Annotated in this window: 17 protein-coding genes, 4 tRNA genes and 1 pseudogene; 13 read left to right on the top strand and 9 right to left on the bottom strand. The window is 58.9% G+C overall.

Features of this window, described 5'->3' with window-relative positions; all coding sequences use genetic code 11:
* Positions 1–229: 229 nt before the first annotated feature.
* Positions 230–2,245, top strand: a complete 2,016-nt coding sequence (gene uvrB / locus OYW20_RS10905) for an excinuclease ABC subunit UvrB (protein WP_268800687.1) — start codon at positions 230–232, stop codon at positions 2,243–2,245.
* A gap of 171 nt (positions 2,246–2,416) precedes the next feature.
* On the opposite strand, the gene OYW20_RS10910 is transcribed toward uvrB, so the two are convergent.
* The 6 genes from OYW20_RS10910 to OYW20_RS10935 form a co-directional block, all read right to left on the bottom strand.
* Positions 2,417–3,025, bottom strand: a complete 609-nt coding sequence (locus tag OYW20_RS10910; RefSeq protein WP_268800688.1) for a hypothetical protein — start codon at positions 3,023–3,025, stop codon at positions 2,417–2,419.
* 267 nt (positions 3,026–3,292) lie between these two features.
* The gene (locus OYW20_RS10915) at positions 3,293–3,901 is read right to left on the bottom strand and encodes a hypothetical protein (protein WP_268800689.1); all 609 of its coding nucleotides are present in this window, start codon (positions 3,899–3,901) and stop codon (positions 3,293–3,295) included.
* Positions 3,902–3,910: 9 nt separating this feature from the next.
* Complete coding sequence (locus OYW20_RS10920) at positions 3,911–8,221, bottom strand: RHS repeat-associated core domain-containing protein (RefSeq protein ID WP_268801098.1); 4,311 nt, start codon at positions 8,219–8,221, stop codon at positions 3,911–3,913.
* A 30-nt stretch (positions 8,222–8,251) separates the two neighbouring features.
* Complete coding sequence (locus OYW20_RS10925; RefSeq protein ID WP_268800690.1) at positions 8,252–8,698, bottom strand: DcrB-related protein; 447 nt, start codon at positions 8,696–8,698, stop codon at positions 8,252–8,254.
* 164 nt (positions 8,699–8,862) lie between these two features.
* Positions 8,863–10,353 carry an MDR family MFS transporter gene (locus OYW20_RS10930; protein WP_268801099.1) on the bottom strand — a complete coding sequence of 497 codons (1,491 nt, stop codon included), beginning with the start codon at positions 10,351–10,353 and terminating at the stop codon, positions 8,863–8,865.
* Positions 10,354–10,402: 49 nt separating this feature from the next.
* On the bottom strand, positions 10,403–11,455 hold the full coding sequence (locus OYW20_RS10935) for an HlyD family secretion protein (RefSeq protein WP_268800691.1): 1,053 nt from the start codon (positions 11,453–11,455) through the stop codon (positions 10,403–10,405).
* A gap of 226 nt (positions 11,456–11,681) precedes the next feature.
* On the opposite strand from OYW20_RS10935, the gene gltX reads away from it, so the two are divergent.
* The 7 genes from gltX (at position 11,682) to OYW20_RS10970 (ending at position 15,528) form a co-directional block, all read left to right on the top strand.
* Positions 11,682–13,163 carry a glutamate--tRNA ligase gene (gene gltX, locus OYW20_RS10940; protein WP_268800692.1) on the top strand — a complete coding sequence of 494 codons (1,482 nt, stop codon included), beginning with the start codon at positions 11,682–11,684 and terminating at the stop codon, positions 13,161–13,163.
* A gap of 221 nt (positions 13,164–13,384) precedes the next feature.
* Positions 13,385–13,460 (top strand) — tRNA-Ala (locus OYW20_RS10945).
* Positions 13,461–13,546: 86 nt separating this feature from the next.
* Positions 13,547–13,622: transfer RNA gene (locus OYW20_RS10950), tRNA-Glu, on the top strand.
* A 51-nt stretch (positions 13,623–13,673) separates the two neighbouring features.
* A tRNA-Ala gene (locus tag OYW20_RS10955) sits at positions 13,674–13,749 on the top strand.
* Between the two features lie 52 nt (positions 13,750–13,801).
* A tRNA-Glu gene (locus OYW20_RS10960) sits at positions 13,802–13,877 on the top strand.
* Positions 13,878–14,052: 175 nt separating this feature from the next.
* Positions 14,053–14,493, top strand: a complete 441-nt coding sequence (locus tag OYW20_RS10965; RefSeq protein WP_268800693.1) for an acyl-CoA thioesterase — start codon at positions 14,053–14,055, stop codon at positions 14,491–14,493.
* Between the two features lie 75 nt (positions 14,494–14,568).
* Positions 14,569–15,528: a tRNA dihydrouridine synthase gene (locus OYW20_RS10970; protein WP_268800694.1), complete on the top strand. Its 960-nt coding sequence runs from the start codon at positions 14,569–14,571 to the stop codon at positions 15,526–15,528.
* Positions 15,529–15,540: 12 nt separating this feature from the next.
* Here OYW20_RS10970 and OYW20_RS10975 read toward each other — a convergent pair.
* Positions 15,541–18,042: pseudogene (locus tag OYW20_RS10975) on the bottom strand (sensor domain-containing protein); the annotation flags it as partial.
* Between the two features lie 49 nt (positions 18,043–18,091).
* On the bottom strand, positions 18,092–18,991 hold the full coding sequence (locus OYW20_RS10980; protein WP_268800695.1) for a LysR family transcriptional regulator: 900 nt from the start codon (positions 18,989–18,991) through the stop codon (positions 18,092–18,094).
* 156 nt (positions 18,992–19,147) lie between these two features.
* Between OYW20_RS10980 and leuC the strand changes: the two genes are divergently transcribed.
* From leuC to asd, 4 genes are all read left to right on the top strand, one after another.
* On the top strand, positions 19,148–20,572 hold the full coding sequence (gene leuC, locus OYW20_RS10985) for a 3-isopropylmalate dehydratase large subunit (protein WP_268800696.1): 1,425 nt from the start codon (positions 19,148–19,150) through the stop codon (positions 20,570–20,572).
* A 10-nt stretch (positions 20,573–20,582) separates the two neighbouring features.
* Positions 20,583–21,221, top strand: coding sequence for a 3-isopropylmalate dehydratase small subunit (gene leuD / locus OYW20_RS10990; protein WP_268800697.1), 639 nt, complete (start codon positions 20,583–20,585; stop codon positions 21,219–21,221).
* A gap of 133 nt (positions 21,222–21,354) precedes the next feature.
* A complete protein-coding gene (leuB, locus tag OYW20_RS10995; RefSeq protein ID WP_268800698.1) occupies positions 21,355–22,437 on the top strand; it encodes a 3-isopropylmalate dehydrogenase in 1,083 nt (360 codons plus the stop codon).
* A 102-nt stretch (positions 22,438–22,539) separates the two neighbouring features.
* A complete protein-coding gene (gene asd, locus OYW20_RS11000; protein ID WP_268800699.1) occupies positions 22,540–23,652 on the top strand; it encodes an aspartate-semialdehyde dehydrogenase in 1,113 nt (370 codons plus the stop codon).
* An 87-nt stretch (positions 23,653–23,739) separates the two neighbouring features.
* Here the strand turns inward: asd and OYW20_RS11005 are convergent, their stop codons facing one another.
* Complete coding sequence (locus tag OYW20_RS11005; RefSeq protein WP_268800700.1) at positions 23,740–24,903, bottom strand: acyltransferase family protein; 1,164 nt, start codon at positions 24,901–24,903, stop codon at positions 23,740–23,742.
* A 326-nt stretch (positions 24,904–25,229) separates the two neighbouring features.
* Between OYW20_RS11005 and OYW20_RS11010 the strand changes: the two genes are divergently transcribed.
* Positions 25,230–26,234: a 2-dehydro-3-deoxygalactonokinase gene (locus OYW20_RS11010; protein ID WP_268800701.1), complete on the top strand. Its 1,005-nt coding sequence runs from the start codon at positions 25,230–25,232 to the stop codon at positions 26,232–26,234.
* Position 26,235 lies beyond the last annotated feature (1 nt).

The following is a 26,235-nucleotide window of genomic DNA, read 5'->3' on the forward strand; positions in this document are numbered from 1 at the left end:
GGCGACAGCCGTGGGCCGTTTTTTTCAAGATATTTCGGGTTATTTTCGACCATTAGTCATGTGGCGATCTGCAAACTGTCGGTGACGGCTTGAAAGCTCAGGTAGGCGACTCCATCTGTAGTCCCATCAACTACTTTCATGTGCGTCTTTTCCCTCGGCGGGATCAGTCGTCCGCGCTCATATCGCAGCGGCCGCCTTGCGGCGTCCACCGCGAACCAAGAGGTTATCTATGTCCGAGTTTCAGCTCGTAACCCGTTTTGAGCCGGCCGGTGATCAGCCGGAGGCTATCCGGCAGATGGTCGAAGGCATTGAGGCCGGTCTTTCACACCAGACGTTGCTGGGGGTGACCGGTTCGGGCAAGACATTCAGCATCGCCAACGTCATCGCCCAGGTGCAGCGCCCGACGTTGGTGCTGGCGCCTAACAAAACCCTCGCCGCTCAGCTGTATGGCGAGTTCAAGGCGTTTTTCCCCAACAACGCGGTTGAGTATTTCGTTTCCTACTACGACTACTACCAGCCTGAAGCGTACGTGCCGTCGTCCGACACCTTCATCGAGAAGGACGCATCGATCAACGACCACATCGAGCAAATGCGACTGTCGGCGACCAAGGCGTTGCTGGAGCGCAAGGACGCCATCATCGTCACCACGGTCTCGTGTATTTATGGTCTGGGCAGCCCGGAAACATACCTGCGCATGGTGTTGCACGTTGATCGCGGCGACAAGCTTGACCAGCGCGCTTTGCTGCGGCGCCTTGCGGATCTGCAATACACCCGCAACGACATGGATTTTGCCCGCGCGACATTTCGCGTGCGAGGCGACGTAATCGATATCTTCCCAGCAGAATCGGACCTCGAAGCGATCCGTATCGAGCTGTTCGACGACGAAGTGGAGAACATCTCGGCATTCGATCCGTTGACCGGCGAAGTCATCCGCAAACTGCCGCGTTTCACCTTCTACCCCAAGAGCCACTACGTGACGCCGCGCGAGACACTGCTGGACGCGATGGAGGGCATCAAGGTCGAGCTGCAAGAACGGCTGGAATACCTGCGCGGCGCCAACAAACTGGTCGAAGCGCAACGGCTCGAACAGCGCACGCGTTTTGACCTGGAAATGATTCTGGAGCTGGGTTACTGCAACGGTATCGAAAACTATTCGCGCTACCTGTCCGGGCGTCCTTCCGGCGCGCCGCCGCCAACGTTGTATGACTATCTGCCAGCCGATGCGCTGCTGATCATCGACGAGTCCCACGTCAGCGTGCCGCAAGTGGGCGCGATGTATAAGGGCGACCGTTCACGCAAGGAAACCCTGGTGGAATACGGTTTCCGTCTGCCCTCGGCGCTGGATAACCGGCCGATGCGTTTTGACGAGTGGGAGAGCATCAGCCCACAGACTATTTTCGTGTCGGCGACGCCGGGCAACTACGAGGCCGAGCATGCGGGACGGATCATTGAGCAGGTAGTGCGGCCGACCGGACTGGTCGATCCGCAGATCGAGGTGCGCCCGGCTCTGACGCAGGTCGACGATCTGCTGTCGGAAATCGCCAAGCGGGTGGCGCTGGAAGAGCGGGTTCTGGTGACCACGTTGACCAAGCGCATGTCCGAGGATTTGACCGATTACCTGGCCGACCACGGGGTGCGCGTGCGGTATCTGCATTCGGACATCGACACCGTCGAGCGGGTTGAAATAATCCGTGACCTGCGCCTGGGCACCTTCGACGTACTGGTAGGCATCAACCTGCTGCGTGAAGGCCTGGACATGCCCGAAGTGTCACTTGTGGCGATTCTCGACGCCGACAAAGAAGGCTTCCTGCGCTCCGAGCGCTCGCTGATCCAGACCATCGGTCGTGCGGCGCGTAACCTCAATGGCCGCGCCATTCTGTATGCCGACCGGATCACGGGGTCCATGGAGAGGGCCATTGGCGAAACGGACCGCCGTCGTGACAAGCAGATCGCCTACAACCTCGAACACGGCATCACGCCCAAAGGCGTGTTCAAAGACGTCGCGGACATCATGGAAGGGGCCACCGTCCCGGGGTCGCGCAGCAAGAAGCGCAAAGGCATGGCCAAAGCCGCCGAAGAAAGCGCCAAGTACGAAGCCGAATTGCGCTCGCCGAGCGAGATCACCAAACGTATTCGCCAGTTGGAAGAGAAGATGTATCAACTGGCTAGGGATCTTGAGTTTGAGGCGGCGGCGCAGATGCGCGATGAAATCGGGAAGTTGAGGGAGCGGTTATTGGCGGTTTGAGTCGGCGGGTGATCCTGCGTGGCTAGCGCTGCGCGGGAGCTGTTTTCTGGCGTTGCATCAAGCGCCGGGGAGGTACGTGCAGCGCTCTTGGTACTAAAGGTGTTCATCCCCTTGTTTCCTATTTTATTTATCGGCGGGGTGATGCTCTGTTTATTATAAATTCCACATCACTCACCAGACTTTTAGTTCCTGTTTGGATTTGAGTACGCAGTAATCAATTCTCATGGACTTTGCATGATGTTTGATCCTCTCCTTGGCTGCTATGTCAAAAAACGTCAGCTGGAGCCCTCCAGTATTGATTTCTAAATCTCCTAAAAAAAAGGCACACTTGTTTGCAATTAAGTTGGATATTAACGATCTTGGTGCTTTTCCGTCTTTAGATATAGATTGTAACAGTGGCATTGCGTGTGTCCGTTTTTCGTCAGCATCTTTCCCGTATTTTTGTCTAAGGTTTCTGATCGCTTCAGCTTGCTGGTAGCTAGACAGCTCATGCTCTAGTTCTTTTACATATAGTTGGTCTTTGTTAAAAAAAAGACCGCTCCCTTGCGGTATTGTTGCGTCAATGAGCTTTTCACGGATGTTATTCCAATAAACAAGTGGTTCAAAAATCTTGCTTAGTAAGGTTTTAGCTGTGTCCGTTTCAAACCCATAAGGCCCATACCCGTCTGAATTCACATCGTACTGGTAACAAACGCAATATCCCTCCGGTAATGCTGGCTCCGTCGAAGAGACCTCGACTCCATAATTTTGCTCGAACGGATATTCTATGATTCTTTCCATGTTTTCCTACCAAACAAATACAACTGCTTCACCTTTCGGGTTTGTGGCGTGGATGTGGGCAGAGTCATGGTGTTTCGGCACATTAGGTTTGCCTGCATCAGGATGGCCGTTTGTGATGGAATGTGTCCGTCCCATTTTTTCAACCCGGATAAGGATTCTGCCGCTTGGTTTGGCGAGCGAAGCGGCTAAGACACTTCCAGTGTCGAGTGAGAGTTAAAGTGATGTGAGGCTTCTCATTTACAATCACTGATAGGGTATGGACGGTTACTACCAATCGTTCAGCATATCGATAGAGTCAACTACGGCGTAGTTGATATGGTTATGCTTTGAATAATTTTTGATTTTATCTCTTATGGAAGGATCAAAAAAAATAAATACGTCCCCTCCTAAATTTAGATCGTGATAAATAAGGAAAAAGGCACAATCTTCTTTGATCAGTACTGAGATCGCATCAACTCGAATTTTTCCATTTTCATAAACGCTCAGAAGAAGTGGTTTTTCGCAGGCGGACTCGTTCGGAGAGGATCTCCCGTAACGATCTCGCAACGCATGGAGCGCCACTTTTCTTTGATGCTTGGCTAAGTCGTTTTCTAGCTTCGTTACATATAATTGATCTTGGTAAAAATAAACCCCTGCTCCATTCGGTATTCTTGAGTTAAACATCTTCCCACGGTGTTCGCACCAAAACTCCATTTGCTCGAAGACGTTACTGATTAAATTTTTCGCTGCCTCAGAACGAAAGCCATATGGGCCATATCCATACTCATTTACGTCATGCTGGTAGCACACACAGTACCCTTGAGCTAAAACTGGCGATGTCAACTGCGTACTGGTTATGTACTCTGACGCTAGCGGGAATTCTATCAACCGTTCCATGTTTTTCTCCTACCAAGTAAATGCTAATTCTTCGCCTTTAGAGTTGATCGCGTGAATGTGCCCCGAGTCATGATGCTTCGGTATGCCAGGTTGACCCGCATCGGGATGAGCGTCTGGATGCTCAGAATACGAGCGTCCGTCCGGAAGATATTTCCGCCCTGTTACTTTTGCTCCTCGGGACTTCATCTCACTCCAGTTCCTACCTCTGCTTGTTTCTTTCACTGAATCGATGCTTATTTCAATACCTCCTCTGGAAACCCTCGGGACCTGCGCATGCTTTTTGGCCAACAAATAGGCATGTGAACGACTCCTCGCTGTAATAGCAGTACAACTCCACCCCCAAGGATCAATCCATCCCAGCGGGTTAGGCGCATATTGGTACAGATTGATCCCGCCCGCCAACCCGATCGGATCGGGGGTGGTGAAGCGGCCGATGTCGGGGTCGTAGTAACGGAAGGTGTTGTAGTGCAGCCCGGTTTCGCGGTCCAGGTATTGGCCCTGGAAGCGTAGGTTCTGATGCACGCCGTAGCCCAGGTCACTGGTTTCCTGGGGGGTATTGCCCCAGATCTGAAAGGTCGCGCTCCAGACGGTTTCGCCGTCGCTGTCAGTCAGTCGTTCGGGCAGGCCGTTGAGGTCGTTATGGTAGTAGTGCGTGATCGAGTGGGGGCCTTGGCTTTCGACCCGCGCCAGTGGCTCGTAGCCGTCGTCGGCGTACACGTAAAGCGTAGTGCGGCCGTAGCGGTGGTCTTGCAGCAGGCGCAGGCCATCCCATGTGAAGACGGTATTTTCGAGTTCGTAGCCTTCCGGGGCGTACTCGGTTTTGCCGATGCGCCGGCCGAGCGGGTCGTAAGTCATGCGCACGACGTTGCCGTTCTGGGCCTTCACTTCGATCAGCCGGTGTTCGGCGTCGTAGGCGAAGGTTTGCCGCCCGCGTTGGCGGCTGTGCTTTTCGATCATTCGCCCGAAGCCGTCGTAGCGGTACGACCTGTCCTGATACCTCAGCAACTGGTTGTGGACCACCGCAGGGGTGCTGCTTTTCGGGCCGTCGAGCAGGTTGGCGGCGGGATCGTAGGCGAGGGTTTCGAGGACCCCGATGCGCGAGTTCTGAGCGCCGAGAATCCGCTGGCTGGAGTCGTAGCTGAGCAACTGGCGCAGGCCGGACTGGCGATCCCGGCGCTCGATCAGATTGTCCGTCGGGTCGTATTCGTACTCGATGGTTGCGAGCGCCGGTTGTTGTCGCAGCGGATCGCTCATCTGATGCTGGCGGCTTTGCAGGCGTCCGCTGCGGTCGTACTGGCTGGCGGTCGTAAGCTGGCCCTGGCTGCGCAGCACTTCGCGGTGCAGGCGGTCGCGCTCGAAATCGCAGATGACCCGCCCGTCGAGGTTGATCTGGTGCAGGTGCCCGCTGCCGTAATGCAGGCGATTGAGCCAACGCCCGTCCGGGAGTCGGGTCTGGTGGCGGTTGCCGAGTTCGTCATACCGATGCTGAAGCACGCACGCCGAGGATGTTTCTTCAAGCAGTTGCCCAGCAGCGTCATAGGCAAAGCCCAGCGTCTGTTCGGCGCCAGCGCTGTCGGTAAAAAAGACGCCGGTGAGGCGGTCGGCGTTGTCGTACTGGTATTCGGTGCGACCGTCGTCGGTGACTTTGGCTGTCAATCGTCCCAGCGCATCACGTTCGAATTCATGCGCAAGACGACGCGTCACCGGCGAGTCATCTGCCGGATCGCGCGGGGCCGGTACATGCAGCACTTGGCTCACGTTGCCCAGTGCGTCATAGCGGTAACCGCGACCGCTGCCGTCCAGATCGCGCTGGGTGAGCAGTTGATCCCCGGTATCCCAGCCAAACGCATAGCGCTCGCCATTTTCATTGGTCAGGGCCTGCAGCCGGCCATAGGCGTCGTAGCTCAATCGCACCTGTCGTTCATGGGCATCGATACGCTGCTGCAGCTGGCCGCGCCGGTCGTAGCGGTAGACGGTCGGGCTGCCGGTCGCGTCGATGTAGCGGGTGAGCACACCACGGCGATCATGCTGAAAGTGCTCGATACGCCCATCGGCCAGCTCACGTTTCAACAGGTTGCCGCAGGCATCGTGTTCATACAGCGTGCTCGCGCTCATGGCATCGGTCACGGTGCTCAGATAGCCGCGATGGTCGTACTTGAACGACGTGGCATAACCCGAGCAATCGGTTTGTTCAACCAGATAACCCAGCTCGTTCCAGCGCAGCTTTTTGCTTTTGCCGGTGGCGTCGATGATCTCGATCAGTTGACCGTACGCGTCATGGCAATAGCGGGTGACGTGCCCAAGCGGATCGGTGACGTGGGTACAGTTGCCGCGTTTGTCGTAGCGGTAATGCCAGCTCTGGCCGGCAGTGTCGGTCTGCGCCAGCGGCAGCGCCCAGTGTTCGAGAAACACCGTGGCATCGCGGCGCCCGAGCGGATCCTGGGTCGAGCACAGGTTGCCGGCGTCGTCGTAGACGTACTGCCATTGCCCGCCTTGGGGATCGACCGCGCCCAGCAACTGGCGCTCGTCGTTCCAGGTGAACCGCCAAGTGTGGTCAAGGTTGTCGCTGTACTGGATGATCTGGTGTTGCGCGTTCCAGTGCCGGGTGCTGACGCGGCCCAGCCCGTCGGTGACGACGGTGGTCCCGGCGTTCAGGTCGTAGTCGAAGTGGTAGGTATCGCCGTCATCGGTCCAGTGCTGAACCACGCGCCACTCACGCTCGTCGATCAGCGCCCACTGGTAAAAGCAACGCAGACCGCTTGGCAACCGGTGCTCGACCATGCGCTGCTCGTGGTAAACAAACCGCCGCTGCGTCTGGCCCAGCGCATCCTGCACCTGGGCCAGATCACCCTGCGCGTCATACGCGTAACTGGCCAGCACCTCACGGGTTTCATCGACGTAAACCCGTTTTACCTGGTCGATCCTCCGCGGCCAGCGCAGCGAATACCTCAGCAACAGGCGCACGATGTTGTAGGTGTCGCGCACATGGATCAGACGCCCAATCTCGTCGTAATCGAGGAAGATCCGGTTATCGTTACGATCACCTAGCTCGGTCAGGCGCAGGGCGTTAAGGTCCGTCGGCGCCGACTCGAACAAGCGATAACGCCCGTCCTCGCTCTCTATCAGCACCTGGCCGTTGCCATGCCGACGCACTGTCAGCCCTTCACCAGAGCTGTACACCGCGCCGCCAAAAGGGATGCTGCCCATGTCGATGACGCGGGCCTGTTCATCGGTGTAGATCAGTCGTTCGCCGCCTTCGGGATGCAGCTCGATGCGCACGCTGACTTCAAAAGCCACGCTCCAGCCTGCGCCAAACAGGCTGTCGTCACGGGTGTCGCGGCTGTTGTAGAAGCGCTGCCAATCCACCGGAAGAATGCCGGCGATGGAGAAATCCAGGTCCTCGACATCGCCCAGCACCTTGGCGCCGGTAGCGGCATGCACCGGGTTGGGCGAGCCAGTCACAGCGCGGGTCAGCGCACCGATGGTCTGACTGGTGGCAAACCCGCTCGCGCCACTGAGCGCCATGCACGGCAGGTTGCTGGTGAATGTACCGTGGCGACCGCGCAGCAGCATCAGTGCCGACACCGCCATGCCGACGCCGGGCGTCTTGCCGCTACGAACCTTGCGCACCACCACCTTGGGGCCGCCGATGACTACGTTGGGCGAGATCAGCCCGGACGACACCACCGTGGCGCCACAACTGCTGCGGTCGCCGCTGCGCACGGCGGGTTGGCCGTTGATGTAGAAAGTGGCCGAGCCCTCGGCCAGTAACGGCATGGGCATGCCCGGATGCCGCGTGCAGGCGATCTGGTCGAGCGGTTTGGGCACCACGCCGGACCCAGGCGTGGCCAGGGTCGGGCGCCACAGTTCGGAAAAGAACCCGGCCGCCATGTCGAGATAGCTGGGTTCAGCCTCGTCGTTGTCGTATTCGGTAGGTGAGGTGTCGGGCGGCGCGCCCGCTGCCCGCGAGGCTGGCAAGCCGTTGAAGAAGGTGTCTGACGAGCCGGTGAGAATCGTGGCCGCAGGCGTCGGCGGAAACAGCGCATTGCCGATGCCTTCGCACAGGTTGCTCAGGCCTGTGTCCAGGCCGGTTGCGCGCATCGCGACGCCCACTGCCACTCCTACCACGGCGCCGAGCACGCAAGCGCCCAGTCCGCCGGTGACGACGGTCAGACCAGTGGCAGCGACGACGGCAGCCGTCGCAAGCGCACCAATTGCCGCGAAGGCCGCCACTTCCAGTACGGCGCCGAGGACGTCGGCCATGACTGAAGTGTGGGAAAGCGCATCACCCTCGCGGGCGGCCCAGCGAGCATCAGATATCTGCAGCACTCGCAACCCTCTGCGATGGTTTCACCGCGTGGCCTCAAATTGCAGTGATGCCTTGATCGTCTCCCAGTGCATCGATTCTTCGTCGCCCAACGGCTCGGCCTTGACGTAACTCAAGGCCTGCATCTGGCGAGTACCCGGTACTAGAAAGGTCAGTTGATACTGGAAAACCCTGGCATCGCCCTTGTTGAACTCGCTGCGCAGCTCCAGCGCTTCGATGTTGTTTTGGGTGCCAACGGACAAAGTCTGCACAGGCTCAAACCGTAGCGCTTGAACCTGCTGCTGAAGGCGTTCGAGTTGCGCGTCGAAGTTGCTGCGTAAGGTCTCGCTTTCGCCCAGCACGCTGCGGCTGACGATCAGTGATGTGCCCAGTTCGGCGAATTTGAGGATGTTGATCGACGCGTCTTGCACGTCGGCGTGGGGCAGGTTGAATCGGCACTCGTTGATTCGATACGAAGGAGCATCAGGCATGTCGGGAGATTCGCGCTGGGAAAGCGGCGCAATGTAAGACGCTCGATCGCTGCCGTCCGAACCCTGAAACACAATAGTTCGGGGCTACGGAAGTTTCGGACAAGGCCTACAAAGCAGCGCGCAAATGCCTGATCTCAGTGCGGGAAACGTCCTACCAATTCCCATCAGTGCGCTGCACCCCCTTTGATCCCTGACGGCAGCGTGCGCGTCAGCATCACCGCCAGCATGCTCACGCCCAAGGCTATCCCGACAAAGTGAAACGCATCGTTGTAGGCCATGATCGCGGCTTGCTGATGGGCAATTTCACTGAGCTTGCCCAGCGCTGCGGTTTCATTGCCCAGGCGGTCCGTCAGCAATGCCATGCGTTCGGCCACCTGTGGATTGCCGGGCACGATGGATTCACGCAGGTAATCAAAATAGGTCTTGGTTCGCGCATCCAGCAGCGTCGCCAGCAAGGCAATGCCGATGGCGCCGCCGAGGTTGCGCAGGATGTTGAACAGGCTCGATGCGGAGCCTGCGTCCTGTGGCTGAATGAACGCGGTGGCGATCAATGAAATGGTGACCATGATCAGCGGCTGGCCCAACGCCCGGACAATCTGAATCTGATTGAACTGCGGCCCGGCAAAATCGGGATTGAGCACGCCCGAGGCAAAGCTGGAAAGCCCGAACAGCCCGAAGCCCAGCGTGCACAGCAGTTTGGGCGAGATGATCTTCATCAACTGCGGCACCAACGGGATCAAAAACAGCTGCGGCACGCCCATCCACATGATCACCTCGCCGATCTGCTGCGCGTTGTAGCCCTGAATCTGCGCCAGATACAGCGGCAGCAGATAAATCGACCCGTACAGCCCGACGCCCATGCCAACACTTGAGATGCTCGACAAACCAAAATTGCGGTTACGCAGTATGCCGAGGTTGATCAGCGGTTCCGGTTTAGACACCTGAATGATCACGAACGAAATCAGGCTCACCAGCGCAATGCTACCCAGGCTGACGATCAGATTCGACTCCAGCCAGTCCTTGCGATGGCCTTCTTCGAGAAACACCTGCAAACAGCCAAGACCAGTGCCTAAGGTTACGATGCCGGCGTAATCGGTACGCTTGAGCAGCTCCCAGTGGGGCGCCTTTTTTTCGAGGCCGTACAAAAGCCCTGCGATCATCAGCAAACCGGGCGGCACGTTTATATAAAAGATGTACTCCCAGCCGAAATTTTCAGTCAGCCAGCCGCCCAGCGTAGGGCCGATGGAGGGCGCGAAGGTGGCGGTCAGGGCAAACAGCGCCATGCCTTTGGCACGATGGTGCTCGGGCAGCTTGATCAGCGTCAGGGTGAATGCCAGCGGGATCAACGCGCCGCCGGTAAAACCCTGCATCGCGCGAAAGACAATCATGCTCTCCAGGCTCCAGGCCATCGAGCACAGCAGCGACGAAGCAAGAAAGCCCAGCGACACCCAGACCGCCAGTCTGCGTGCCGACAACAACTGCACAAGCCAGGCGGTGAGCGGGATCATGATGATTTCCGCGACCAGATACGAGGTAGAGATCCACGACCCTTCTTCAAGAGTGGCCGACAACGCGCCCTGGATGTCCTTGAGCGAAGAGTTGGTGATCTGGATGTCCAGCACCGCCATGAACGCGCCCAGCATCACGCTCATCACTGCAATCCAGTCACGCCGGCTAGGTTCGCCGACGGGGCGGATCAGCGCGTCACTGGCCACGGTCGTCACGTTCGGACTTGATGTTCACCGAGACCGTGACCGACATGCCCGGACGTATTTTCCCTCTTAGGGGATTGTCCGCCGGAATCGTCAGTTTCACCGGAATCCGCTGTACGACTTTGGTGAAGTTGCCGGTGGCATTGTCCGGTGGCAACAAGCTGAACTGAGCGCCAGAGGCAGCGAACAGGCTGTCGATGCGGCCCTGGATCGGCGTATCCGGGAAGCTGTCGAACTTCAGTTCGGCGGGCTGGCCGATGTGCATGCGGCCGATCTGGGTTTCCTTGAAATTGGCCTGCACCCAAATGTCTTCGTCGGGGACTATCGACAGTAAATATGCCCCGGCCTGAACGTATTGCCCATTGCGTGCGGCACGCTGGCCGATCAATCCGCTGATGGGCGAGCGGATTTGCGTGCGCTGCTCGTTGATTTGCGCCTGCGCCAGATCGGCCCGCGCCGTGGCAATCTGCGCATCCAGGCGCTTGAGTTCGGCCGACAACGCGTTGACCTGCTGGCGCTGGCCCTGGGCATCCGCCTGCGCCTTGGTTACCTGCGAGCGGGCGATGTGATTGTCAGCGGTCATGGTGATGACTTGCGCTTCGGACACGAATCCGGGCTTGCGCAACGCCTGCAAGCGCGAAAGGTCCAGTTGCGTGCGGCCCAGGGTCGCCTGATTGGCTTGTACCTGCGCGTCGCTGGAGGCGATCAGGCTCGATTGCTGCGTCAGCTTGCTCTGGGCCTGCAAGCGCTCTGCCTCGCGCGTTGCCAGCGTGGCCTGCGCACGCTCCACCGCCAGGCGGAAGTCGTCCGGCTCAAGGCGCACCAGTAACTGACCTTTCTCGACGTGCTGGTTGTCCTGCACCAGTACTTCATCCACCCGGGCGCCCAACTGGCTGGAGAGTCGGGTGATTTCGCCCTGTACGTAGGCGTTGTCGGTGATCTCGTAAAAGCGCCCCTTGAAGTACCACTGGGCGAAGAAGGCGAGGGCGATCAGCAGGACCACCGCGACAAAGATGAGCAGGCGGCGCTTGAGTTGGGCAGGCATGAGCGTTCTGGGAGCTGAGAATGTAAGCAAATTTATCGCGTTTCGTGTCTGGCACCTAGCCATCTCACGAATAATGGGTGCACGTGATGCGCGGGTATTCATTGTCGATGGCGAGGCCCGACGCGGGCCGGACCGGATTTGCAGCGGTGCATGATGCCCGGCGCTGGAGCGTCGAGTGTTGCGCCTGTTAAGATTCGCGGCTTGTTCGACCTATTCGGAATTCTCCATGACCACCGTTCGCACCCGCATCGCGCCATCGCCCACCGGCGACCCTCACGTTGGCACGGCTTACATAGCACTCTTCAACTATTGCTTTGCCAAGCAACACGGCGGTGAGTTCATCCTGCGCATTGAAGACACCGATCAACTGCGTTCTACCCGCGAATCCGAACAGCAGATCTTCGACGCGCTGCGCTGGTTGGGGATCGAATGGAGCGAAGGCCCGGATGTCGGAGGCCCGCATGGTCCGTATCGCCAGAGCGAGCGGGGCGATATCTACAAACAGTACACCCAGCAGCTGGTAGACGCGGGGCATGCGTTTGCGTGCTTCTGCACCAGCGAAGAGCTTGACCAGATGCGCGCCGAGCAGACAGCTCGCGGTGAAACGCCGCGTTACGATGGTCGTGCGTTGCTGCTTTCCAAAGAAGAAGTGGCCCAGCGTCTGGCTGCTGGCGAACCTCATGTGATCCGCATGAAGGTGCCAAGCGAAGGTGTTTGCGTAGTGCCGGACATGCTGCGCGGCGAAGTCGAAATCCCGTGGGACCGCATGGACATGCAGGTCTTGATGAAGACCGACGGCTTGCCGACATACTTTTTGGCCAACGTCGTCGACGATCACCTGATGGGCATCACCCACGTGCTGCGCGGTGAAGAATGGCTGCCGTCGGCGCCTAAGCTGATCCTGCTTTATGAGTACTTCGGCTGGGAAAAACCAACCCTGTGCTACATGCCGCTGCTGCGTAATCCGGACAAGAGCAAGCTCTCCAAACGCAAGAATCCGACCTCGGTGACCTTCTACGAGCGCATGGGGTTCATGCCGGAAGCCATGCTCAACTACCTGGGTCGCATGGGCTGGTCGATGCCTGACGAGCGCGAGAAGTTTTCCCTGGATGAGATGGTCGAGCATTTCGACCTGAGCCGTGTGTCCCTGGGCGGACCGATCTTCGACATCGAGAAGTTGTCATGGCTGAACGGCCAGTGGCTGCGTGAGCTGCCGGTGGAAGAGTTTGCAAGCCGCCTGCAGAAGTGGGCCTTCAACAGCGACTACATGATGAAGATTGCCCCGCATGTGCAGGGCCGGGTCGAGACCTTCAGCCAGGTCGTGCCGCTGGGCGGCTTCTTCTTCGCAGGCGGCGTGACGCCGGACATCAAGCTGTTCGAACACAAGAAGCTGTCTTCGGACCAGGTGCGTCAGGTAATGCAACTGATCCTGTGGAAACTCGAATCCTTGCGTCAGTGGGAAAAGGACAGAATTACCGGTTGTATCCAGGCCGTGGTCGAGCATCTGGAGCTCAAACTGCGGGACGCGATGCCGTTGATGTTCGCGGCGATCACAGGGCAGGCCAATTCGGTCTCCGTGACCGACGCAATGGAAATCCTCGGTCCGGACCTGACCCGCTTCCGTCTGCGCCAGGCACTTGATTTGCTGGGTGGCGTGTCGAAGAAAGAAAACAAAGAATGGGAAAAGCTGCTGGGCGCCATTGCCTGAGTCGGCGGCGGTCACCGCGCATTCAGGCATCGGAATGCGCGGTGACGGCTGGTCCCTCGATATTCCGGGGAGGGCGGTAAGTGATTGTTATCCCGGAAAATTCTTTTGGAGTTAGTTTAAAAAGAATTTGACACTTATCTGGGTCGCACTTAATATGCGCCCCGTCCACACGGCAACACAGAAACACGACGGTAACGCAGTGTGATGTGTAAGTGTAATGTGGGGCTTTAGCTCAGCTGGGAGAGCGCCTGCATGGCATGCAGGAGGTCAGCGGTTCGATCCCGCTAAGCTCCACCAAATTAGAAGCTTCAAGACGTTTTTTGCTGTCTCGAAGTTTGTATCGCAAGATCGGAACCAGCACCGATTTGATACGCAAGGGTTATGTCCCCTTCGTCTAGTGGCCTAGGACACCGCCCTTTCACGGCGGTAACAGGGGTTCGAGTCCCCTAGGGGACGCCAGTTTTACCGGGCAATGCCGAGAGGTTGCGCTCCGCCGAGAGGCGTAAAGTCGGGGCTTTAGCTCAGCTGGGAGAGCGCCTGCATGGCATGCAGGAGGTCAGCGGTTCGATCCCGCTAAGCTCCACCAAATTTTGCCAGGGTTCGTCAGCTACATCGACGAACTTGCTCGAAGGTTTTGCGTCCCCTTCGTCTAGTGGCCTAGGACACCGCCCTTTCACGGCGGTAACAGGGGTTCGAGTCCCCTAGGGGACGCCACGATTTCTCGCTCTGCGAGACCAAGGGTCATTCGGTTATTGAATGGCCCTTTTGTTTTTTCGGGTTTTGAAAACCCTGTCGCTTGTCCTCTCGTCGTTGCCGTCCGCCCGCTGATCTTCCGTCTTCGCTTTTGGTTACACTGCACCGCAAATGAACGCGTGAGGGCAGGGATAGCATGGTCTGGGATCTGGCAACGCCATTCGTCATTGATTTGAGCGTGACCGAAGACGATATCGATGGGTTGGGCCACGCCAACAACGCGGTGTACGTCACATGGCTGGAACGCTGTGCGTGGCGCCACTCACAGCAGTTGGGGCTGGACCTCACCGAGTATCGTAGGCTTGACAGGGCCATGGCCGTCCTCAGGCACGAGATTGATTACCTTGCCAGCGCCTATCAGGATGACGAGCTGCAGATGGCGACGTGGATTGTCGACTGGGATCAGCGGTTGAAAATGACGCGTCGGTTTCAACTCAAGCGTCCGCGAGACAGCCTAACCCTGTTGAGAGCGTCCACCACGTTCGTTTGCATCGAGTTGTCGAGCGGCAAGCCAAAGCGTATGCCGACCGAGTTCATCGAGGGCTACGCACCCGCGCTGCAGATGAGCAAATCCTGATACCCGGCTCGCCATTGCCGTTTCCAATCGCGCGGTGGCCCCTTAAACTGCCGGACTTTTTTTCGAGAGTGACCCATGCAAATTGCCCTGGCGCCCATGGAAGGCTTGGTCGACGATATCCTGCGTGATGTGCTGACCCAGGTTGGCGGCATCGACTGGTGCGTGACCGAATTCATCCGGGTGACCGAGCGCTTGCTGCCGGCTCACTATTTCCACAAGTTTGCCTCCGAATTGCTGACTGACGCGAAAACCCGCGCCGGTGTGCCGTTGCGTGTGCAACTGCTGGGGTCCGATCCGGGGTGTCTGGCAGAAAACGCAGCGTTCGCAGCGGAGTTGGGTGCGCCGGTGATCGACCTTAACTTCGGCTGCCCTGCCAAAACCGTCAACCGCTCGCGGGGCGGTGCCGTGCTTCTCAAGGAGCCTGACCTGCTGCATGACATCATCAGTCAGGTGCGCCGTGCCGTGCCTGCGCACATTCCGGTTACCGCCAAGATGCGTCTGGGTTTCGAAAACACCGATCCCGCTCTCGACTGCGCTCGTGCGCTGGAGGCGGGCGGCGCTGAGCATATTGTGGTGCATGCCCGGACCAAGGTCGACGGCTACAAGCCACCGGCGCACTGGGAATGGATCGGCAAGATTCAGGACGTGGTGAAGATTCCGATCATCGCCAATGGCGAGATCTGGACCGTCGACGACTGGCGCCGATGCCGTGAGATCTGCGGCGCACGCGACATCATGATCGGGCGCGGACTGGTCGCGCGCCCGGATCTGGCGCGACAGATCGCAGCCGCCGAGGCCGGCAGAGACGTGGTCGAAATGACCTGGGCCGAGCTGCAACCGCTGGTGCGCGAATTCTGGCTGCAAGCGCTGGACAAAATGACCCGCGTGCAGGCGCCCGGGCGTCTCAAACAGTGGGTGGTGCTGTTGACCAAGAGCTACCCGGAGGCGGTCGTGCTGTTCGATGCACTGCGCCGCGAAAACGATTGCGAACGCATCAGTCAGATGCTGGGTGCAGAGCGGCGAGCAGTCGCTTGAAGGCCTGCGCCGTTACACCTGTCGCTGCAACAATGCTTCGAAACCTTCCAGTGTCAGCGGCTCGCTGAACAGATAGCCCTGGTACACATGACAATCGAGCGCGGTCAGAAATGCCAGTTGTTCCGGCTTCTCGACCCCTTCAGCGATGACCTTTAAGTTCAGGCTGCGCGCCATTGCCACGATTGCCCGGATGATTTCTGCGTCATTGGGGTCGGTCGTGGCATCGCGGATAAATGACTGGTCTATTTTCAAGGCGTCCACCGGCAGGCGCTTGAGGTAAGTCAATGACGAATAGCCGGTGCCGAAGTCGTCCATCGCAAAGCTGACGCCTAGCTGCTTGAGGCGCCGCATTTTGTCGATGGTGTCATCGAGGTTTTGAATCACGATGCCTTCGGTGACCTCAAGTTTGAGGACGGCGAAGGGAACCCCGTGGGCGTGCAGGTAGCGTTCGACGCGCTCGAAAAAATCGGCCTGGCGAAACTGCCTCGGACTGATATTGACGCACAGGCTGAAACTGGCGCTGTCGATGAGGCCCCGACGCAGGAAGTCGCCCGCCACCCGGCAGGCCTCTTCCAGAATCCAGTTGCCGACTTCAATGATCATGCCGCTTTCTTCCATGACCTGAATGAACTGGCCCGGCGGCACAGTGCCGATCGAGGGATGCTGCCAGCGCAACAGCGCCTCAGCACCGACGATTCTGTTACCGCGGGCGTCGACCTGGGGCTGGTAATTGAGGCTGAATTCACCCCGGGACAGCGCCATCCTCAAGTCGCTCTCCATCTGCAACCGGTCACTGGCGGCCGTCTGCATGGTGGCGTGAAACATCTGCGTCACGTTGCGCCCCGAATCCTTGGCGCGGTACAGGGCAATGTCCGCTCGCTTGAGCAGATCAGCAGGCGTCAAGCCGTCATCGGGGATCAACGCCACGCCAATGCTGGGCGTCACCTGCAAACGCTGTCCGTCGAGGAACATAGGCTCGGCGAGCAACTCACGCAGCGTCTCAGCCAGCACGTGGACTTGAGCGGTGACCTCGCTGCGTGAACCTTCAAGCCCGCTGATCAACACCACAAACTCATCGCCACCGAGGCGCGCCACGGTGTCCTCCAGCCGCACACTTGCTTCGAGCCGCGCAGTGACGATTTTCAGCACGTTGTCCCCAACCGGGTGCCCGAGAGAGTCGTTGATATGTTTGAAATGATCGAGGTCGAGAAACAGCAGGGCTCCGCGCAGTTCGTGACGCGTCAGCAGCGCGATTTGCTGGCTGAGACGGTCCATCAGCAGTGCCCGATTAGGCAGGTTAGTCAGGGGATCGTGGTAAGCCAGGTGCTGGATCTGCGCTTGGGCGCTTTTCAATTCGCCAATATCGCGGGCTGTCATCAGCAGGCAGGCGGTTTCGTTGATCACAATTGGATCGATGGACACCTCGACCGTAAGAATGTCGCCTTTTTTACTTCGCCCAAGCAGCTCGCGGTGCCGCACGCGGCCCTGCTCCTCCAGCTCTTGAATCAGGCGGATGCGCTGAGTGGCATCGGCCAGGATGCTGAACTCGTGAATCGTACGGCCGATCACTTCTTCGCTGGTGTAGCCGGTCAATCGGCAAAAGCCGTCGTTGACTTCGACATAACGCCCCGAAGCCTTCTCGGTAATGATGATGGCGTCCGGGCTGTGATGGAACGCCTTGGCAAACTTCTCCTCGCTGGCTTTGAGGGCGGCTTCGGCGCGGCGCTCCTGGGTGATGTCGCGCAGTGTGGTGACGACGCAGGTCTTGCCGTCGAGCATGATCGGGCGGCTGGAAATCAGGCACGTCAACGTATTGCCCGCTTTGCTGCGCAGCAGGATTTCGAAGTTGTCGACGCCGTTGCGCTCAAGCAATTCCTTGTTGCGTCGGTGGCGCTCCTGAGGATTGACCCAAAAGCCTATCTGCCCGACGTTGAGACCGATGATCTCCTCGGCGCGCCAGCCGAATACCTGCGTGAACGCGGGGTTGATCTCGATGAAATCGCTGGTCTCCAGTAGCGTGACGCATACCGGATTGGGGCTGGCGTGGAAGAGTCCGACGAATTTCTGCTCTGAGCTGATCAGGCGATTCTCACGTTCGACCCGTTCAGTGATGTCCAGCAATGTACCCGCCATGCGCAACGGCTGGTTGTGCAGGTCGCGGTAAAGGCGGGCACGGCTTTCGAGGAAGCGCGACGCTTTGTTGGGCAGTTGAATGCAGTACGTCAGATGGTAGCGGCTGTCGGTGCCTTCGCAGAGCTCCTGAAAAGTCTGTCGCATGAGGTCGCGCTCTTCCGGCGAGACGTTGCTGAAGAACAGTTCTGACGGCCCGTGAAATGGAGTCGGTTGCAGCCCGTGCAGTTGGGAGGCGCGGGCGGAGCCGTAGAGCAGTCCGCTGGGAATGTGCCAGTCCCATGTGCCCATCTGCGCGGAATCCAGCGCAAGATCCAGCCGTTCCTGGCTTTCCTTGAGCGCAAGCTCGGCGCGCAGTTGCTCGGGGAGGTTGTCGAACGGACTGTCTGCGGTCACTGTCATGCGATAACGAGCCTTGTCAGAGTAACGCCAGTCAGTCAGCGTCGGTGTACGGTGGTGTGCCGTTTACCTGTCCATCGAGCAATGCCATGAACGCTCGCGCCGCATTCGACAGCGTACGTTCGGTGTGGAGAATGTAGCCTAGCTGGCGATTGAGCTGTATGCCCGGTAACGGGATGCGCGCCACCTGCTCATCGAGCATGGTTCTGGGCAGCACGCTCCACGCAAGGCCGATCGACACCATCATTTTTATCGTCTCCATATAGTTGGTGCTCATCGCGATATTGGGTTTGATCCCTTGCGTCTCGCACAGCCCACTGACGATATGGTGAGTGAAGGTGTTGGCGCCCGGAAAGACCGCAGGCCAGGCGGCCACATCGGCCAGCGTGACCTCACCGCTGTTGGCCAGCGGGTGTTCGGGGGCCGCGACAAAATCCAGCGGGTCGTCCCACACCGGCACTGCCTTGATCAAGGCGTGGGGCTCTGGGGCGAGCGTGATCACCGCCAGTTCCGCACGGCCGTGGAGGATTTCTTCGTAGGCCACTTCCGAATCAAGGAACTGAATGTCCAGCGCCACATTGGGGAAACGTCGGGTAAACGTCCGTAAAACCGGTGGAAGCCGGTGCAGGCCAATGTGATGACTGGTCGCCAGCGTCAGGCGTCCGCTGACTTCGCCCGTCAGGTTGGTCAGTGCCCGGCGCGTGTCGTCCAGCACGTTGAGAATCTGGTAAGCGCGCGGCAACAGGGCCCGTCCTGCCTCGGTCAAGCCGACTTCGCGGCCCAGGCGGTCGAACAACCTGACATTCAATTGCTGTTCGAGTCCTGCAATCCGTTTGCTGACGGCGGGCTGTGTGACGTGCAAACGTTCGCCCGCGGCTGAAAAGCTGCCGGTCTCGGCAATGGCGATAAAAGCGTTGAGATTGGCCAGGTCCATCTTCGAATTCCAGTTGGTTATGCAAAGCATAAAAAATATGAATTTGAGTTATTTAAGCATATTCCTTAGCATCTCCCTCACAAGCCGAGGGTTATTGTTCAGCGACACGTTTAGCAACGACCAGGGCATAGAAACAGCTAATGAGGAAAACGTCTGATGGCCGGCAAAACGCTCTACGACAAGCTCTGGGATTCGCATCTGGTCAAGCAGCGCGACGATGGGTCCGCGCTTCTTTATATCGATCGTCACATCATCCATGAAGTGACGTCGCCGCAAGCCTTCGAGGGCCTGCGCCTGGCAGGTCGCAAGCCTTGGCGCATCGATGCCAACATCGCTACTGCGGACCATAACGTGCCGACCACGCCTGAGCGCAAAGGCGGCGTAGAAGCGATTGTCGACCTCGTGTCACGCCTGCAAGTCAAAACCCTGGATGACAACTGCGACGAATATGGCATCACCGAATTCAAGATGAACGACGTGCGTCAGGGCATCGTTCACGTCATCGGCCCTGAGCAGGGCGCCACGTTGCCGGGCATGACGGTGGTCTGCGGCGACTCCCACACCTCGACCCACGGCGCATTTGGCGCACTGGCGCATGGCATCGGCACGTCCGAAGTCGAGCATGTGCTCGCCACGCAATGCCTGGTGGCTAAAAAGATGAAAAACATGCTGGTGCGCGTTGAAGGCAAATTGCCGTTTGGCGTCACTGCCAAAGACATCGTGCTGGCGATCATCGGCAAGATCGGCACGGCGGGCGGCAATGGCCACGCCATCGAGTTCGCGGGCAGCGCGATTCGTGACTTGTCGGTTGAGGGCCGCATGACCATCTGCAACATGTCCATCGAAGGCGGCGCCCGTGTCGGGCTGGTTGCGACCGACGAAAAGACCATCGCCTACGTCAAAGGCCGTCCGTTCGCGCCAAAAGGCGAGCAGTGGGACATGGCGGTAGAGAACTGGAAAGACCTGGTCTCCGATGACGATGCTGTGTTCGATACGGTGGTTGAACTCGACGCTACCCAGATCAAGCCGCAAGTCAGCTGGGGTACTTCCCCGGAAATGGTCCTGGCCGTCGATCAGAATGTGCCTGATCCTGCGCAGGAGACGGATCTGGTCAAGCGTGGCTCGATTGAGCGCGCGCTGAAATACATGGGCCTCAAGGCCAATCAGGCGATCACCGATATCCAGCTTGATCGTGTTTTTATCGGTTCTTGCACCAACTCGCGCATCGAAGACCTGCGCGCCGCGGCCGACATCGCCAAAGGCAACAAGGTGGCCTCGACCATCAAGCAGGCCATCGTGGTGCCGGGCTCGGGTCTGGTCAAAGAGCAGGCCGAGCGTGAAGGGCTGGACAAGATTTTCATCGAGGCGGGTTTTGAATGGCGTGAGCCGGGTTGCTCGATGTGCCTGGCGATGAACCCTGACCGCCTTGAGAGCGGCGAGCACTGCGCGTCGACCTCCAATCGGAACTTCGAAGGCCGTCAGGGCGCGGGAGGCCGTACGCACCTGGTGAGCCCGGCGATGGCAGCGGCTGCTGCGATCAACGGTCGTTTCGTCGATGTTCGCACCATGACCCAGCAATAAGGAGCCCTGCATGAAAGCCTTTACTGAACACACCGGCATGGTTGCTCCCCTGGATCGTGCCAACGTCGACACCGACCAGATCATTCCCAAGCAGTTTCTCAAGTCGATCAAGCGCACGGGTTTCGGCCCGAACCTGTTCGATGAGTGGCGTTATCTGGACGTGGGCCAACCCTACCAGGACAACTCCAAGCGTCCGCTGAATCCTGACTTCGTTCTCAACAACGCCCGCTATCAAGGCGCCAGCGTATTGCTGGCCCGTGAGAACTTCGGCTGTGGTTCGAGCCGCGAACACGCCCCTTGGGCGCTGGAGGAGTATGGTTTTCGGGCGATCATCGCGCCGAGCTATGCCGACATATTTTTCAACAACAGCTTCAAAAACGGCTTGCTGCCGATCATTCTCGACGAAGCTGACGTTGACGAGCTGTTCAAGCAGGTGGAAGCGAACCCAGGCTACCAACTGAATGTCGACCTGGCCTCGCAAACGGTGACCCGTCCCGACGGCAAGGTGCTGAGCTTTGAGATCGACGCGTTTCGCAAGCACTGCCTTTTGAACGGTCTGGATGACATCGGCCTGACGCTGATGGACGGCGACTCCATCGCGACGTTCGAAGCCAGGCATCGCGCAAGCCAGCCTTGGTTGTTCCGCTGAAAGCAGCTACAAGCTACAAGCTACAAGCTAACCGAGCTGTGACTGCTTTTTCTTGCAGCTTATAGCTTGGGGCTTGTCGCTTCCGAGTTGGCGCCATTCCCCGGCTCGACGCATATTTTGAAACGAGGACATTATGAGCAAGCAGATTCTGATTCTCCCCGGCGACGGTATTGGCCCGGAAATCATGGCCGAAGCGGTCAAGGTGCTGGAACTGGCCAATGACAAGTATCACCTTGATTTCGAGCTGACCCACGATGTGATCGGTGGCGCAGCCATCGACAAGCACGGGGTACCGTTGGCCGATGAGACGCTGGATCGCGCCCGTCAATCGGACGCTGTACTGCTGGGCGCAGTCGGTGGCCCCAAGTGGGACGCCATCGAGCGCGACATCCGTCCCGAGCGCGGCCTGCTGAAGATTCGCTCGCAACTGGGTCTGTTCGCCAATCTGCGTCCGGCGATCCTCTATCCGCAGTTGGCCGATGCTTCGAGCCTCAAGCCTGAGATCGTTGCCGGGCTGGACATCCTCATCGTCCGTGAGCTGACCGGCGGCATCTATTTCGGCGCACCGCGCGGCACCCGTGAGCTGGAAAACGGTGAGCGTCAGGCCTATGACACGCTGCCGTACAGTGAAAGCGAAATCCGCCGCATCGCCCGCGTCGGCTTCGACATGGCGATGGTTCGTGGCAAGAAGCTGTGCTCGGTCGACAAAGCCAACGTGCTGGCTTCCAGCCAACTGTGGCGTGAAGTGGTCGAGCAAGTGGCCAAGGATTACCCGGACGTCGAACTCAGCCACATGTATGTCGACAACGCCGCCATGCAACTGGTACGCGCACCCAAGCAGTTCGATGTAATGGTGACCGATAACATGTTCGGGGACATTCTGTCGGACGAAGCATCAATGCTGACGGGCTCCATTGGCATGCTGCCGTCGGCGTCTCTGGATTCGAACAACAAGGGCATGTATGAGCCCTGTCACGGCTCGGCGCCGGACATTGCTGGCAAAGGCGTGGCTAACCCGTTGGCGACGATTCTGTCGGTGTCGATGATGCTGCGCTACAGCTTCAATCAGCACACTGCAGCCGACGCCATCGAGAAAGCCGTCAGCCTGGTGCTGGACCAGGGTTTGCGCACCGGCGACATCTGGTCGGCGGGCAATGCGAAGGTCGGTACGCAGGAAATGGGCGACGCCGTAGTCGCCGCGCTGCGCAATCTGTAATATCTCGGGCCCACTACCACGAGTTCGAGTCGAGGCAGCGGCAAACAAGCACACTCGATTCGCTCCGAAGGGGGCCCCACTTTTAGTTAAGGTGTAGTTGCGATGAAACGTGTAGGTCTGGTCGGTTGGCGCGGTATGGTTGGTTCCGTGCTCATGCAACGGATGCTTGAAGAGCAGGATTTCGATCTGATCGAGCCGGTTTTTTTCACCACCTCCAACGTCGGTGGGCAAGGCCCGTCGGTGGGCAAGGACATTGCTCCGCTCAAAGATGCCTACAGCATCGACGATCTCAAGACCCTCGACATCGTGCTCACGTGTCAGGGCGGCGACTACACCAACGAGGTGTTCCCCAAACTGCGCGAAGCAGGCTGGAAGGGCTACTGGATCGATGCCGCCTCTTCGCTGCGCATGCAGGATGACGCTGTCATCATCCTCGATCCGGTCAACCGCAAGGTCATCGACCAGCAGCTTGATGCCGGTACGAAGAACTACATCGGCGGTAACTGCACGGTCAGCCTGATGCTGATGGGGCTGGGCGGTCTGTTCGAAGCCGGTCTGGTCGAATGGATGAACGTCATGACGTATCAGGCGGCATCCGGTGCTGGCGCGCAGAACATGCGTGAGCTGATCAAGCAGATGGGCGCGATCAATGCCTCGGTGGCCGACGAACTGGCAAACCCTGCCAGCGCGATTCTGGACATCGACCGCAAAGTGGCAGAAGCCATGCGCGGCGACGGGTTCCCGACGGAAAACTTCGGCGTGCCACTGGCGGGCAGCCTGATCCCGTGGATCGACAAAGAACTGCCCAACGGTCAGAGCCGCGAAGAGTGGAAAGGTCAGGCTGAGACCAACAAGATTCTTGGTCGCTTCAAAAGCCCTATCCCGGTGGACGGCATCTGCGTGCGCATCGGCGCCATGCGTTGCCACAGCCAGGCGCTGACCATCAAGCTGAACAAGGACGTGCCGATCGCCGACATCGAAGGCATGATCAGCCAGCACAACCCTTGGGTGAAGCTGGTGCCGAACACCCGTGAGGCGAGCATTCAGGAGCTGAGCCCGACATCGGTCACCGGCACTCTGAATATTCCGGTCGGGCGTCTGCGCAAGCTGAACATGGGTTCGCAGTACCTGGGCGCGTTCACCGTGGGTGATCAGTTGCTCTGGGGCGCTGCAGAACCGCTGCGTCGGATGCTGCGCATTCTGCTTGAGCGTTGATCCCACGCCTGATCGCTGCAAACGAAAAACCGCCTGTGAGGGCGGTTTTTTTATGGGTGCTGCCAAGTGAAAGAGGCAGACCGTTGCTCAGACAGACCCGCTGGTGCTCGGGCCCTGGCGTTGGTCAATGATCCTTCCGGCGATCCAGCGTTTGCCGAGCATGATGCCTGGCACCTCGACGAAACGATGCACCAGCATGGCGAGCACCAGCACCGAGAGCACCAGGAACAGCAGCATCAGATTGTCGTTGATCACGCTGCCAGTGCTGATATAGCGCACCACCGTCCCCGCTGTCTGTGCTGGCATGTCGGCGAACAAAGTCATACCACTTTGTCTGGCAATGATCTGTAGCGCAGTGCCCATCACGAAGATCACTGCCGCGTGGATCATGTAGATCGAGAACCACAGCCTGCCGATGCCCCTCAACAGGCTGCCTTGGAGCAGTTGCGAAATGATCCCCGCCTGGAACGCGAACACCAGAACCGCACCGCACAACAGCAGTACCAACTTCAGCGGGCGCTGCTCCTCGCTTCCGGTCAGCACCCTGTAAGTCAAAACCAGCAGCGCTAGTTCCAGGACGCTGGACAACGCTCGTCCAGGCTTGAAGCTGTGCAATCTCACGTACAGACGGTACGTCATCGCCCCGCCAAAGAAAGCCGCCACGCCCCACTGCACGTTGGGCGTCAGCAACGTGCTGTGTGTGAACAAAGCCGCGCAGCCGAGCACCGCCAGCAGGGCAACGATGATCCTCGACAGCCCGGGCACTGCGAAAACCATAAGGCCAAACAGCAGCGCCACGTAATAAAGGACGCTGACAAACCATGAGGGGTAGCTGAAGGAGAGCGCGTTGAAACCGGGCCACCAGGCTTGAATCAGCAACAGGTTGGGAAGGATTTCCGCTGGCGCCCGATCCCCGCTGAACGCCGGCCCGCCCAGCGTCAGTCCCGTGCGCTCCAGCACCAGTTTTGCGCATTCGAAACCGATGAATACCAGCAGCGTCAAGACGTGCAGGGGATAAACCCTGAAGGTCTGAGTGATGGCGAAGTCGCGCAACTGGCGCGGCGTATTGAGGTGGTTGATGTACTGGCGGTACAGCAAAAAACCGCTGATGGCGAAGAACAGTTCGACGAAGTAGCTGGCCTGCTTGAACAGCGCAAGCTCTGTGAGGCTGCGCTCGATGTGGGAGTGGTGAACGATCAGCGCCAACGCACACAGCCCGCGCAGGCTGTCGAATACGGGAAAACGCGTCATCTTACGGATCCTTTTGCAAATTGAGCCCGGCCGGTTGCACAGCACGGCAGCTCGCGACGGGCTAATGGCTCGTGGAAAGGGGCATGAGGTCAGACGGAGGTTGAGGCGAAGGGATGGTTACCACCTTCCGCACGTGAAGGCGGATGAGCGAGGCAGCGAAAGGCCTTGGGCAGTATGGCGCAGGCTGCAGGAATGGGTCTATCGCAGCGAATGCCCGGGAACAAAGCGTCCCACAATATGAGACTAAAAGTTATATATTGAGATTTATCTTGCCCCAGGTTTATAGTCGGCGCGCACTCACTATTTAAAAACAATCAGGTGAAGCAATGCAGGCGCAATTGATCGCGCTCGACTGGGGGACCACCTCCCTTCGGGCTTATCGACTCGGCGAACAGGGTCGAGTGCTGGAACAACGCGCACTAAGCGCGGGCATCATGCAGCTCCCTTCGACCCCCCGTTCAATTGCAGGCCAGGTCTGCAGCGACGGATTCGAGCTGGCCTTTGACGAGGCTTGCGGCGACTGGCTTGACGCACAACCCGATCTGCCCGTCATCGCGTGCGGCATGGTTGGCAGCGCGCAAGGCTGGCGTGAGGCGCCGTACCGCGAAACGCCCGCCAGCGTTGCCGCCCTCAGCTCTGCGCTGGTGACGGTCCGCAGCCTGCGTGGCGTTGAGGTGCACATCATCCCCGGTGTGCTTCAACGCTCGGAGTTGCCCAATGTCATGCGCGGCGAAGAAACCCAGGTCCTTGGCATCCTTAGCACCCTCGGCGGAGATGCCGCCAACAGCCCTTTACTGATAGGCCTGCCGGGCAGCCATTCCAAGTGGGTGCGGGCAGTCGACGGCTGCATCGTCCATTTTGATACGTTCATGACCGGCGAGGTCTACGCTGCGCTGTCGACGCACACCATTCTCGGCCGCACCATGAGCCGCAGCGACGTTTTCGATGACGCCGCGTTTGATCGAGGCGTGTCCGTGGCTCTGTCGCCCAGTGGCGCTGCCGGGCTGCTGTCCACCATCTTCAGCTGCCGAACCCTGGGTCTGACGGGCGAATTGCCTGGCAGCGCACAGCCCGACTACCTCTCCGGTCTGCTGATCGGCCATGAGCTGGTTGCCTTGCGCACTTTGTTGCAGGCGTCGGGGCAAGCGTTGCCTTCGGTGATTCTGATCGGCAGCGACGCCTTGCTCTCGCGTTATCAGCGCGCTCTTTACGCCTGCGGATTTGCAAAGGTCACCCAGGCCGAGCAGGCCACGGAACACGGTCTGTGGCAGGTCGCGGTACAAGCCGGCTTGCTCCTCTCCAACCCACTGCCTCATCACGTAGAGAACTGAC

It is taken from the genome of Pseudomonas sp. BSw22131 (assembly GCF_026810445.1).
In the GTDB taxonomy this organism is placed as follows: Bacteria; Pseudomonadota; Gammaproteobacteria; order Pseudomonadales; family Pseudomonadaceae; genus Aquipseudomonas; species Aquipseudomonas huanghezhanensis.

Bases quoted from the DNA above. Each gene is read 5' to 3' on its own strand.
- OYW20_RS10925 (WP_268800690.1), bottom strand. From the start codon at position 8,698: ATGCCTGATGCTCCTTCGTATCGAATCAACGAGTGCCGATTCAACCTG.
- OYW20_RS10915 (WP_268800689.1), bottom strand. From the start codon at position 3,901: ATGGAACGGTTGATAGAATTCCCGCTAGCGTCAGAGTACATAACCAGT.
- leuD (WP_268800697.1), top strand. From the start codon at position 20,583: ATGAAAGCCTTTACTGAACACACCGGCATGGTTGCTCCCCTGGATCGT.
- OYW20_RS10910 (WP_268800688.1), bottom strand. From the start codon at position 3,025: ATGGAAAGAATCATAGAATATCCGTTCGAGCAAAATTATGGAGTCGAG.
- OYW20_RS10980 (WP_268800695.1), bottom strand. From the start codon at position 18,991: ATGGACCTGGCCAATCTCAACGCTTTTATCGCCATTGCCGAGACCGGC.
- OYW20_RS11005 (WP_268800700.1), bottom strand. From the start codon at position 24,903: ATGACGCGTTTTCCCGTATTCGACAGCCTGCGCGGGCTGTGTGCGTTG.
- leuC (WP_268800696.1), top strand. From the start codon at position 19,148: ATGGCCGGCAAAACGCTCTACGACAAGCTCTGGGATTCGCATCTGGTC.
- gltX (WP_268800692.1), top strand. From the start codon at position 11,682: ATGACCACCGTTCGCACCCGCATCGCGCCATCGCCCACCGGCGACCCT.
- leuB (WP_268800698.1), top strand. From the start codon at position 21,355: ATGAGCAAGCAGATTCTGATTCTCCCCGGCGACGGTATTGGCCCGGAA.
- uvrB (WP_268800687.1), top strand. From the start codon at position 230: ATGTCCGAGTTTCAGCTCGTAACCCGTTTTGAGCCGGCCGGTGATCAG.
- OYW20_RS10935 (WP_268800691.1), bottom strand. From the start codon at position 11,455: ATGCCTGCCCAACTCAAGCGCCGCCTGCTCATCTTTGTCGCGGTGGTC.
- OYW20_RS10970 (WP_268800694.1), top strand. From the start codon at position 14,569: ATGCAAATTGCCCTGGCGCCCATGGAAGGCTTGGTCGACGATATCCTG.
- asd (WP_268800699.1), top strand. From the start codon at position 22,540: ATGAAACGTGTAGGTCTGGTCGGTTGGCGCGGTATGGTTGGTTCCGTG.
- OYW20_RS10965 (WP_268800693.1), top strand. From the start codon at position 14,053: ATGGTCTGGGATCTGGCAACGCCATTCGTCATTGATTTGAGCGTGACC.
- OYW20_RS11010 (WP_268800701.1), top strand. From the start codon at position 25,230: ATGCAGGCGCAATTGATCGCGCTCGACTGGGGGACCACCTCCCTTCGG.